We start from the raw sequence: 10,791 nt of genomic DNA on the forward strand, positions 1-10,791 counted from the left end.
AGTGCTACGACTGCTTCTTCCGGAGAAGTTGCAGTGGTCTTAAATTTTATAGGCAGGCCTTTTTCATCACGTACAGAAATGTAATATGCAGTTGTTTTTTTATCATGATCAGAGCCTTTGTAGTACTCATAAATACCTTTAAACTTCTTCTGCTTCATTTTACGTAATGGCATATTGACTCCTTATTACTACTTTTATAACTACAATTATACAATAATATGAGTAAAAATGTAATTAGATGAATAGAAATATTATGCTATAGTATCCGTATTTATGGGACCTGAGTAGACTTGCTATAATATAGAATGAGAGAAATGTTCTCTTAATAGGTCATCTTTTTAATGATCTGCACTCATCTATGAAAGATGGGTGCAGTCACTTACCTACGTAAACTCTCTTACGCAAACTTCGAAATCTAAGTACAATGAATCAAAATTTTTTACAACATCTTGACATTTTTATCCTACGGTCACATCATTTTAATAATGGAACTACAAATGAAGTGTATCAGCGATCATAAATACTTTAACAAATAAAAACATTTATTACTACATGAAGATATATTGTCCAATAGGACCACAGTTTTGTCAATCATGCCAACCGCACTTGTACTAAGAGATTATTTGATATAATAAATATTATAGCTTATGCAATAAACTAAAATAAAAGAGTAGGTAATTATGTGGTGGATAATAGCAGGTATAGCAAGTATAGTGGTGATTTTTCTTTTTCTTTATGTGAAAAGCATAAGAGATGATATTAAACATAAGGAATGGCGCGAAAGAATAGATGAAAGAATTAACAATGGTGAGTATTGGGAAGGTATGGATTCTTGGATGTTGGAACATTCACTGGGTAAACCAAATAACATAGAAGTTAAAGATGAGAAAGAATTTAAGAGTGAAGTTTGGGAATATGATAATGGTCTTAAATTCACGCTTAAAGGTGAATTGGTTGTTGGCTGGGAGAGTTCATAACCCTATATTGTTTCTTACAATCTGATTCATCTTATATTTCAATCCAGATAGGCTTTTCAAGGATGTAGCTATAACTATAGAGTAGATGTAAAATAACGATAGATCTGGAATAGTATTGTTACAGATATCCCTGCAATTTTATCAACATACTGTAAACCAATACCTCTCTTTGCGTAGCAGGTGCTTTTTTGATGAGTATCTCACTCTCCAACAAATGTTCAAATATCTTAAGCAGTGCAGCTGATTTTACACGTAAGGCTAACTGTGCTTTTTGTTCTTCTATCTGCTTGGGTAGCTTGTACCCAAGGATAGCGGCTGAATCTACGTGACCATTGAGCTTGATGTAGGCGTGGAAGAGGAAGATCTGATTGACAAAATATTGTGTTGAGCGAAGTAAAGATGCTTCATCTTCACCTAGATCAAGCAGTTTTGTAATGGTTGCCGTAATAGGCTTTTTATTAAATAGGTCTATGAGTAACTGTTCTGTTGCCAAGGGGGCAGTTGAGTAGACAAGTCTATCGATATCTTTACTGGTGACTTTCATGCGCAGGATGGCAAGTTTATCGAGTTCATTCGCACAGAGTGCCAAGTTGTTATTGAGTATAAGCATGAGATGCTGTAGGGCATAATGGTCAATGTCAAGCTGTATCTGCTGTGCTTTTTGCTGTAGCATGGCTATACCGTCACGAATATTCGGTTCGAAAAACCGTACCCATACACCACCCTTTTTTTCAGTAAAAGCAGATTGCATACTTTTTGCATCTTTTGGGGCACCTGAGTAACTGTAGAGCAAGTAGTTGTCTTCATTTTTGTTTGCAAGTTGGATAAGGACATCCAGTTCTTTTTTGGGTATCTTTTTATCGTGTTTAACCACTACAAGGTTTGTCCCGCCAAACAGAGAAGTTTGGGAAAGAAAATTCTTTGCCTGTTCAAAGTTCCATTCATCGTGGTAGAGACTGAGCATACTCTCTTTGGCATCTGTTTTTTTGATATAGTTATCAATGTAGAAGTCTACGAGGTAGTCATTTTCACCATAAAATAAAACTGCTTTTGGAAGTGCCTGTTTAAGTTTTTGGTCAAATTCTCTTTGGTACATTAGGCTAACTCCATCTCTTCTTTGCTCAACTTTTCAACAAGTTCAACCATAATAACAGCTTGTGCGATGTTCACTTCGCTTATCTTCACTTTAACTCTATCAAAAAGCATAACACCATCACCTTTAAGATGTACAGTGACTCCTTCGATATCACCTTGAAGTACAGCTTTGGCACTTTCATCTGCTTCAATGATCTCTGCTTCAAAGACATCACCTAAACGCTCTGCTGCCCAGCGTGCAAACTTACGGTCTCTAAAATCCCATTCTGCTTTGGTAGCCTCTCGTTCAAGTTCAGATACCCTTGCACAAAGTGGTTCGATGTTTCGTAACAGGTAACTTGCCTCTTCTTCATCTTCCCGTAATTGCGTTTTGATGAGACGATGCAGTATGAGGTCGGAGTATCTACGTATCGGGGAGGTAAAGTGACTATAGTGACTAAAGCCCAGTCCAAAGTGCCCGACATTATGTGCTGCGTAACTTGCACGCCGTAAGGATTTGATGACCATAGAGTCCACTTCTGATGCAAGACCCATTTTTTCTGCTTCTTTCTGGATGGCACGTATGAGAGAAGGAGAATCTTCATACTCTTCAACATAAAGTCCGATCGCAGCTAACTCGGCCAATAAAGCTTCGATCTTGGCAAGTTGAGGCGGTTCATGTATACGGAAGATACTGTCACCTTCTCCAGTAAACCGTTTAGCAGAAGCCTGGTTGGCCAGGAGCATACACTCTTCTATCAGTGAGTGAGAAGGAGTGCCGGTTTCTATTTGCGTATCTATAAGCATATGGTTCGCATCAATACTGAGTTTGGTCTCTTCACTTCTAAAGTCAAATCCCTGTTTGAGTCTTTCATCATGTAGTCTCACTGTTATTTTTTGTAGAGGGAGTAACCATGTTAAGATTTCAGCTACTGTACCAGTGATATCTGTAATAGGATTTTCCAATATATTGTCTATGTTCTCATAGTTAAAACGGTGCTTTGAATGAATGATAGCCTCAAAGAACTCTTCTTCTAAAGGTTTTAGTGTTGTTCTGTCTAATGCAATCTTTGCCACAAATGCAAGTCTGTCTACTTTGGGTTTGAGTGAACAGATATTTTCACTGAGTTCTCGTGGAAGCATAGGAAAAGACTTGTGTGGCAGGTAGGTGGTAAAACCTCTCTTTTTTGCTTCTTTGTCTATGTTTGTAAAGAAGGGTACGTAGTGACTGACATCTGCGATGGCAACATACAGTGTATAGGCTTCTATATCAAAATAGATAGCATCATCAAAATCTTTTGCTGTGACCGGGTCGATCGTACAGAAATCAAGATGTGTAAGATCTACACGGTCCGGATGTTCCTCTTTCGTGACTTCCAGTTCAACATCCAGTGCATCTGTGACACATTCAGGAGGGAAGGCATCTTCACGTTCATACAGGGCAAGTGAGATCTTTTCATCGACTTTAGGATCATCGAGGGTTCCCATCACTTCCAAGACTTTATCATCATCTACATCTACTTTCAGTACGGTACCCAGTTTAAATGCTTTTAAGTCCATACCATCCATCACGGCATGTGTAGGTTCTCCTGTACGGATGTTGAGTATAAGGAAATTATCTCGTTCATCTCTGTGTGTATAGGCGATGGTAAAGAGGTGGGCTTTTGTGATGACAAGTTGTACTTTGCCGCTGGCACGACCACGTCTGGCGATGATCCGTTTAGCTACGACAACATCTCCATGTTTTGCACCCCAAAGATGATCAGGTTCTATCAGAAGGTCACGCTGCTCTTTGAACTCTGCTTCAACGTAGCCTTTACCATCTTTACCTATATAGAGTCTACCTACACGATAGAGAGAGCCCAGTTTCCAGAGTCCGTCTACTTCTTCTATAGCACCTAATTGTTGCAGTGCTTGAAAACTGTTCTGGTCTTCTTGTTCGATGTCTGAACTCAGACATCCATGCATAAGTTGTATGGCAAATGGGGACATGGTTAAAGGCTCTCTTCAATGGTATTTACAGTAAACAATTGTGTTGTTTTCATTAAGAGTAATTATATTACTTTAACGCTTCAAGTCTCTCTATTCTTTGCTCCGTACTTGGGTGTGTACTGAAGAGTTGTTTCAGTGACATATCTTTACCGCTAAAAGGGTTGATAATGAACATATGCGCTGTTTGCGGGTCTGCATCGTGCATCACAGTTCCTCTGGCATAGTTGTCAAGTTTAGCCAAGGCACTTTGTAGCCATTCAGGATGACCTGTCATTTCTGCCGCACCGGCATCTGCCATAAACTCACGGTTTCTACTCACTGTCATTTGTATGATACTTGCTGCCAGTGGCATGATAAACATCAGTGCCAGTGTCACTAGAAGATTAGGTCTGTCTCTTCCTCCACCAAAAAACATACCAAATTGGGCAAGCATGGCAATGGCTCCAGCGATAGTCGCCGTGACTGTACCGATGAGCATATCGTAGTGTTTGATATGACTTAGTTCATGGGCGATCACAGCTTCTACTTCTTCTTCTGTCATCAAATTCAAGAGTCCCTCAGTTACAGCCACGGCTGCATTTTCATAGTTTCTGCCTGTAGCAAATGCATTGGGTTGTGCTTCAGGTATGATGTAGAGTGCAGGCATCGGCAGGTTTGCACGATGGGTAAGTCTTTCTACGATCTCATAGAGTCCTGTAGCACTGTTATGGTCTACAGGTATGGCATGGTAATGTTTCAACACTTGGGTGTCACTATAGTAATATGCATAAAAGTTCATTCCAGCTGCAGCGACAAAAGCTATGACCATCCCGGTCTGTCCGGCTATCATACCGCCAAACCAGATAAAAAGCAGAGTAAGCCCAGTCATGAGCGCATACGTTTTAAATTGTTCCATTGTATTCTATCCTTAAGTAGGTATTTTTATTTTAATATACCATATAGGTGCAAACCGAAAGTAAATCATACAATACGTTATAATAATAATATGAGAAGAATTATATTAACAACACTTCTATTAAGCATAAGTCTTTTTGCTGAATACAAATCGAACATTTCACACATCACACCTCAGATCAAAAAACGTATGATAGAAGGTAATTCATGGAGAAAAGGCTGTCCGGTTTCTTTAGAAGATCTACGTTACCTTCGTGTGAAACATATCGATTTTAGTGGTGAAGAGAGGATGGGTGAGATTATTGTCCACAAAGATGTGTCTGTTGAGGTGACAGAGATCTTTAAAGCACTTTATAAGACAAACTATCCCATAAATAAAATGAGATTGGTGAGTGACTATAAGGGCAGTGACTGGCAAAGCATCGAAGCAGACAATACTTCTGCATTCAATTGCCGAAAAGCTACAGGAAGTAAGAAATTTTCAAAGCATAGCTACGGCAAAGCCATAGATATTAATCCTATAGAAAACCCGTATATTTTCAGAAGTGGAAAGAGCAGTCATAAGGCTTCTAAACCCTACTTAAAACGTAAACATACTAGTGAAAATACGTTACAAAGGGCTATGCTTTTACCATATGATAAAGCCACTAAAATATTTAAAAAGTATGGTTGGAAGTGGGGCGGTGACTGGAGTGGAGTAAAAGACTATCAACACTTTTCGAAGTAAAGACGGCATTTTGATTATAAAATATATTAGATTATAAAGTTTCTGTACAGTTGTGTGAAATTTAATATCTCTTCACATTTCTTTCACAGTGTTATGGCATAATACATTCTTATGAAAACTATAAGATGCTTAAAATTGATAAGTTGGAGACAACTTATTACTTTTAAAGTTGAATGAATAGAAGGAAATGCAATGAGTATGTATATATGTAAAAATATCGCAGCCAACAGAAAGCAAGATGCCTCTTCGGATGAAGAGGCTTCATGGTCATGAAAAGCATAAAAGGAGTTTTCGTGAAGTTATTTACACTGGCCCTATTGTTTGTTCTTTCTACCGCTTCCCTATCCGCTTTTTCTTTTAACGGATGGCATTCGGGAATGACGCTGGAGAATGTAGAGGAAGTAAACCGTCTTGAATACAACAAGAAATTTAAAAGTTCCACATGTAGCGATGCTTGTAGGGATATTTATTTTACAGAAAATATTCTTGGAGCAGACGCCAAGATCACGCTTCATTTTACATTAAACGGTAAAATGCTTTACAAAATAGAAGTGCTTTGGGGTTCTGGTGTCAAAGAAGAGGATATGCAAAGATTTACCGATGACCTAACTAGATTTTTAGACAGAGAGTATGGTGAAATTCAAGTAGGTATCCGTCCAAACTATAATGGATACGAGACGTTCAAAGAAAAAAAATGGCAACCTGAACCAAACACTGAGATTGTTGCAAGGAGAGGACTTTCTTCTTTGACACTTATTCTTTCGGACATAGAGCTTGAGGGTAACCATAATTTTGAAATGTCTCAACTTCTAAAAGAGAAGAAGAAATAATAAGACTTTTCAAAGCCATTTTTGTAACAACCTGATTAGTATCTTTACTTTGGGCTTTACGATAGTTTGTGATGCCTGAATGTCAAGATTTACTACATATATAAAAACCTTATAAAATTATAATGTGTTTGTTACGTCAAAAATAATAAAGTGCAATAAGATGAAGAGAGATTTTTTTCTTCTTGCTAAAATGATATAAAAGAGAAAAAATGCAAACCATACAATATGAAAGCCAAACAATAACTCCATCAAAAGTTATCTGCGTTGGCAGAAACTATGTAGAACATATTCATGAATTAAACAATGAAATTCCTTCTTCCATGGTACTTTTTAATAAACCTAATTCTGCAATAACCAATACACTTTATTTTATTCAGGAAGACTGCCGTTTTGAGGGTGAGATCTGTTTTTTGATTAAAGATAACAAAATAGACGGCATCGGATTTGGATTAGATTTGACAAAGGCTGGCCTTCAAAACAGGATGAAAGAAAAAGGTTTACCATGGGAGCGAGCTAAAGCCTTTGATAAATCAGCAGTGTTCAGTAAGTTTGTGCAATGTAAAGGAAATATGGACACATTGGAAATGAAACTTTTTATCAATGGCGTATTGACACAACATGCAAGTTATAGTTTAATGATCTATAAGCCACAAAACATTGTGAGTGAAATAGCCTCATTTATGACTTTTGAAGATGGTGATGTAATTATGAGCGGGACACCAAAAGGTGTTGCAAACTATGCCAGGGATGATCTCTTTTTAGCTGTTATTTATTTGGATGGGAAGATAATCTTAAATGAGGAATTTATTGTAAAGTAAAACCTTATAAAATATATAACTTTATGCGATCAGCTTTTGTATTGGTCTGAAATAAGCTATATAATGCTGTATACTGTGTAAATCAAAAAAAGAAGGAAAGTCAGTGAACGAAGATGTAAATAAATATGTGGATATGGCCATTCAATATGGTGCAGAGTATGGTGTAAGAATTATTGGTGCAATTGCCATTTTTATTATTGGAAAATGGGTAGCAAAAAAACTTTCTGGTCTTATCAAAAAAGTGATGGAACGTGGGGAAATTGATCCAACATTAAGTGCATTTATAGCAAGTATCATTGATATACTTCTTATGGTTGTAGTGGTTTTGGCTGCAATCAAGAATTTAGGTATCGATACCACATCGTTTATAGCTATATTGGGTGCTGCCGGTTTGGCTATAGGTTTGGCACTACAGGGTACCTTTGGAAACATTGGTTCTGGTGTAATACTTATACTCTTCCGTCCTTTTGAAGTGGGTAACTTCGTTTCAGTAGCAGGGGAAAGTGGTACTGTTGAGGCAATTACACTTTTTAACACAACACTTTTAACACCAGATAATAAGGTTATCTTAATTCCAAACAGTGCTGTTGCTTCTGGTAATATTACTAACTTTTCTAAAAAAGAAGAACGTCGTGTAGATTTTGTCTTTGGTATCGGTTATGATGATGATCTGAAGTTGGCCAAAGCAACCCTTCAAGAGATCGTCGATGCTGATGCACGTATATTGAAGGATCCTGCATCTTTTATAGGTGTAGGTGAACTTGCAGACAGTTCAGTGAACTTTACAGTACGTGTGTGGGTGAAAGCTTCAGATTATTGGGGTGTTCATTTTGACACAACTGAAAAAGTGAAGCTAACATTTGATGAAAAAGGTATCTCTATTCCTTATCCTCAAATGGATGTTCATACAGATGTGGTGAAAGTGAAAGCTTAAATTTATTACGTTATAGAGAAAAAATATTCATGTTAAAAACCTTATAAAATATTTATTTTATAAGGTTTTTATTTAAAGAATCATCCGTCGACTAGTAGAGGGTTTACTTCTTAAATACATTCCCCAACATACCTTTAATAGCACCCTGTAAATCCGCAGGGTAGATGACAAATTTTGAGTTATCACTTTGGCTGATCTTTTCGAGTGAATTAATATATCTGTCTCCAAGTAAGAACATCGCAGGGAGTTCTTTGTCTTGGATGTTATCGCTTATCATCCTGATGGCTTCAGCGGAAGCGTTGGCTAAGACTATTTGTGCTTTGGCCTCACGTTCTGCAGCAGCCAGTTTACCGTCCGCTTCCAAGATGGCAGCATTTTTGTTACCCTCAGCAGTAGTCTCAATGGCTCTTCTTTCTCTCTCTGCTGCTGCCTGTCTCTCCATCGAGTCTTGCATAGAAGCTGATGGTGAGATGTCTTGTATCTCTACAGATTTGACCGTTACACCCCAGTCTGCTACATCATCTACGATCTGGTCTTTGAGTCTTGTTTTAATCTGTTCACGGTTTGAAAGGGCTTCATCCAGAGTCATCTCACCCAAGATAGAACGCAATGTTGTCATTACCAGTTGTTGGATAGCAAGTCTGAAATCTTCGATTCCGTAAAGTGCATCACGTGGATTAGTCACACGGATAAAGGTTACGGCATTGGTTAAGATAACGGCGTTATCTCTGGTAATGACCTCCTGTTGAGGAATGTCTAAGATGATATCCCTTGTGGTGATTTTTTGACGAACAGCTTCAATATAGGGAATAATGATGTTAAGCCCAGGGCTGAGAGTACGAGAAAATTTACCCAGTCTTTCAACGACCCACTCTTCACCTTGAGGAACGATGTTGATACCTTTATAAAGGGTAACGATAAGACCAATGACTAAAATGACAACGATATTTAATGCTTCCATGAAAATTCCTTAAGATTTTATAGGTTCAACTTCTATGAGTTGACCATTGATTTGTACGATCTGTACACGTGTGTCTTTATCTATATCTACTTTTGATATGGCATGCCAGGAGGTATTGCCAAGTACAGGTGTGTCAAAAGTGACTTTTCCTCTGCTGTGTGGCTGTATATCTTCCATGACCACACCTAAAGTGTCGAGTCTATAATTTGATTGTCCGCTATCCGTAATAGGATTCTCTCTAAACCACTTAAACCAGGCAGCAATGGCAAGTATGGAAAGTATCATCCAAATAGTAAGCTCTACCGTAAAGGATAGGTCCAAATATATGTCTAGAATCCCCACAATAATCGCGGCGACACCTAGCCCAAGAATGAAAAAGGTACCCAGGGTCATATCTAAAATAAGTAAGCCGATACCAAAGACGATCCAATGCCACCATAAAACTGTCTCGTTGAGAAATTCAATCAAAGTCACTCCTTTTTTGTATGAAAATTTATTATATCATAAAAAATAAGTGTAGATAAAATTCAGGATAATAAGTATTATTTAGGTATAATCGCGAAAATTTTCGTACTTCGTACATCAAGGATAATAAATGTCAAGTTTAAATGTATATTATGATAAAGATTGTGATATCAACATCATCAAGTCAAAAACAGTAGCAATGATCGGTTTCGGTTCACAAGGGCACGCACACGCAGAAAACCTTAGAGATTCTGGTGTAGAAGTTGTTGTAGGACTAAGAAAAGACGGTTCATCTTGGGCTAAAGCTGAAGCTAAAGGTTTTGAAACATTGACTGTAGCAGATGCATCTGCAAAAGCTGACGTGATTATGATCCTTCTTCCTGATGAGAACCAAAAAGAGATCTATGAAAATGAAATCGAGCCAAACCTTAAAGAAGGTGCTACGATTGCATTTGGACACGGGTTCAACATTCACTACGGAAGAGTAAATCCAAGAAAAGACATCAACGTTACAATGATCGCACCAAAAGCACCAGGTCATACTGTACGTTCTGAGTTTGTAAGAGGTGGTGGTATTCCAGATCTTATCGCTGTTGGTCAAAACCCAAGTGGTACAACTAAAGAGCTTGCTCTTTCTTATGCATCAGCTATTGGTGGTGGTAGAACTGCAATTATCGAAACTACTTTCAAAGACGAAACAGAAACGGATCTTTTTGGAGAGCAAGCTGTTCTTTGTGGTGGAGCTGCTTCACTTGTACAAGCTGGTTTCGAAACTTTAACTGAAGCTGGTTATGCTCCAGAACTTGCATACTTCGAGTGTCTTCACGAACTTAAACTAATCGTTGACTTAATGTTCGAGGGTGGTATCGCTGATATGAGATATTCTATCTCTAACACTGCTGAGTATGGTGACTATGTTTCTGGTAAACGTGTTATCAACGCTGAGTCAAAACAAGCGATGAAAGATATCTTAACAGAGATCCAAGATGGTAGATTTGCTAAAGACTTTATCCTTGAAGGTCAAGCAGGTTACCCTCGTATGAATGCTGAGCGTAACAATGACAAAGAAAAACTTATCACTAAAACTGGTAATAAACTTCGTGAAATGATGCCTTGGAT

Annotated in this window: 11 protein-coding genes; 6 read left to right on the plus strand and 5 right to left on the minus strand. The window is 37.9% G+C overall.

Translation table 11 applies throughout. From position 1 onward, the window contains the following. The first annotated feature begins 680 nt into the window (after positions 1-680). Entirely contained in the window at positions 681-977 is a 297-nt protein-coding gene (locus tag ABYK33_RS09855) for a hypothetical protein (RefSeq protein WP_373033000.1), read from the plus strand. A gap of 118 nt (positions 978-1,095) precedes the next feature. Here the strand turns inward: ABYK33_RS09855 and holA are convergent, their stop codons facing one another. From holA to htpX, 3 genes are all read right to left on the minus strand, one after another. Continuing rightward, a complete protein-coding gene (gene holA, locus ABYK33_RS09860; RefSeq protein ID WP_373033001.1) occupies positions 1,096-2,073 on the minus strand; it encodes a DNA polymerase III subunit delta in 978 nt (325 codons plus the stop codon). After that, a complete protein-coding gene (locus ABYK33_RS09865; protein WP_373033002.1) occupies positions 2,073-4,043 on the minus strand; it encodes an RNB domain-containing ribonuclease in 1,971 nt (656 codons plus the stop codon). The genes holA and ABYK33_RS09865 overlap by 1 nt, the downstream gene beginning before the upstream one ends. 67 nt (positions 4,044-4,110) lie before the next feature. After that, complete coding sequence (gene htpX, locus ABYK33_RS09870; protein WP_373033003.1) at positions 4,111-4,938, minus strand: zinc metalloprotease HtpX; 828 nt, start codon at positions 4,936-4,938, stop codon at positions 4,111-4,113. 90 nt (positions 4,939-5,028) lie between these two features. Between htpX and ABYK33_RS09875 the strand changes: the two genes are divergently transcribed. The 4 genes from ABYK33_RS09875 to ABYK33_RS09890 all read left to right on the plus strand — a co-directional run bounded on the left by ABYK33_RS09875 (position 5,029) and on the right by ABYK33_RS09890 (position 8,246). Continuing rightward, the gene (locus ABYK33_RS09875; RefSeq protein ID WP_373033004.1) at positions 5,029-5,664 is read left to right on the plus strand and encodes a M15 family metallopeptidase; all 636 of its coding nucleotides are present in this window, start codon (positions 5,029-5,031) and stop codon (positions 5,662-5,664) included. Between the two features lie 293 nt (positions 5,665-5,957). Further along, complete coding sequence (locus ABYK33_RS09880; protein WP_373033005.1) at positions 5,958-6,494, plus strand: hypothetical protein; 537 nt, start codon at positions 5,958-5,960, stop codon at positions 6,492-6,494. A 209-nt stretch (positions 6,495-6,703) separates the two neighbouring features. Then, on the plus strand, positions 6,704-7,312 hold the full coding sequence (locus ABYK33_RS09885) for a fumarylacetoacetate hydrolase family protein (RefSeq protein WP_373033006.1): 609 nt from the start codon (positions 6,704-6,706) through the stop codon (positions 7,310-7,312). Between the two features lie 103 nt (positions 7,313-7,415). Then, the gene (locus ABYK33_RS09890) at positions 7,416-8,246 is read left to right on the plus strand and encodes a mechanosensitive ion channel family protein (protein ID WP_373033007.1); all 831 of its coding nucleotides are present in this window, start codon (positions 7,416-7,418) and stop codon (positions 8,244-8,246) included. A 103-nt stretch (positions 8,247-8,349) separates the two neighbouring features. Here ABYK33_RS09890 and ABYK33_RS09895 read toward each other — a convergent pair whose 3' ends face one another. Next, positions 8,350-9,207 (minus strand): SPFH domain-containing protein, encoded by an 858-nt coding sequence (locus ABYK33_RS09895; RefSeq protein WP_373033009.1) that lies wholly within the window; start codon positions 9,205-9,207, stop codon positions 8,350-8,352. Between the two features lie 9 nt (positions 9,208-9,216). Next, positions 9,217-9,675 (minus strand): NfeD family protein, encoded by a 459-nt coding sequence (locus tag ABYK33_RS09900; RefSeq protein WP_373033010.1) that lies wholly within the window; start codon positions 9,673-9,675, stop codon positions 9,217-9,219. A 127-nt stretch (positions 9,676-9,802) separates the two neighbouring features. On the opposite strand from ABYK33_RS09900, the gene ilvC reads away from it, so the two are divergent. Then, positions 9,803-10,791, plus strand: a 989-nt coding sequence (ilvC, locus tag ABYK33_RS09905) for a ketol-acid reductoisomerase (protein WP_373033011.1), incomplete at its 3' end; no start/stop codon positions are given.

The organism is Sulfurovum sp. (assembly GCF_041562805.1).
Lineage (GTDB): Bacteria > Campylobacterota > Campylobacteria > Campylobacterales > Sulfurovaceae > Sulfurovum.

Coding starts and splice junctions, on each gene's coding strand:
- ABYK33_RS09855 (WP_373033000.1), top strand. CDS start 681: ATGTGGTGGATAATAGCAGGTATAGCAAGTATAGTGGTGATTTTTCTT.
- holA (WP_373033001.1), bottom strand. CDS start 2,073: ATGTACCAAAGAGAATTTGACCAAAAACTTAAACAGGCACTTCCAAAA.
- ABYK33_RS09865 (WP_373033002.1), bottom strand. CDS start 4,043: ATGTCCCCATTTGCCATACAACTTATGCATGGATGTCTGAGTTCAGAC.
- htpX (WP_373033003.1), bottom strand. CDS start 4,938: ATGGAACAATTTAAAACGTATGCGCTCATGACTGGGCTTACTCTGCTT.
- ABYK33_RS09875 (WP_373033004.1), top strand. CDS start 5,029: ATGAGAAGAATTATATTAACAACACTTCTATTAAGCATAAGTCTTTTT.
- ABYK33_RS09885 (WP_373033006.1), top strand. CDS start 6,704: ATGCAAACCATACAATATGAAAGCCAAACAATAACTCCATCAAAAGTT.
- ABYK33_RS09895 (WP_373033009.1), bottom strand. CDS start 9,207: ATGGAAGCATTAAATATCGTTGTCATTTTAGTCATTGGTCTTATCGTT.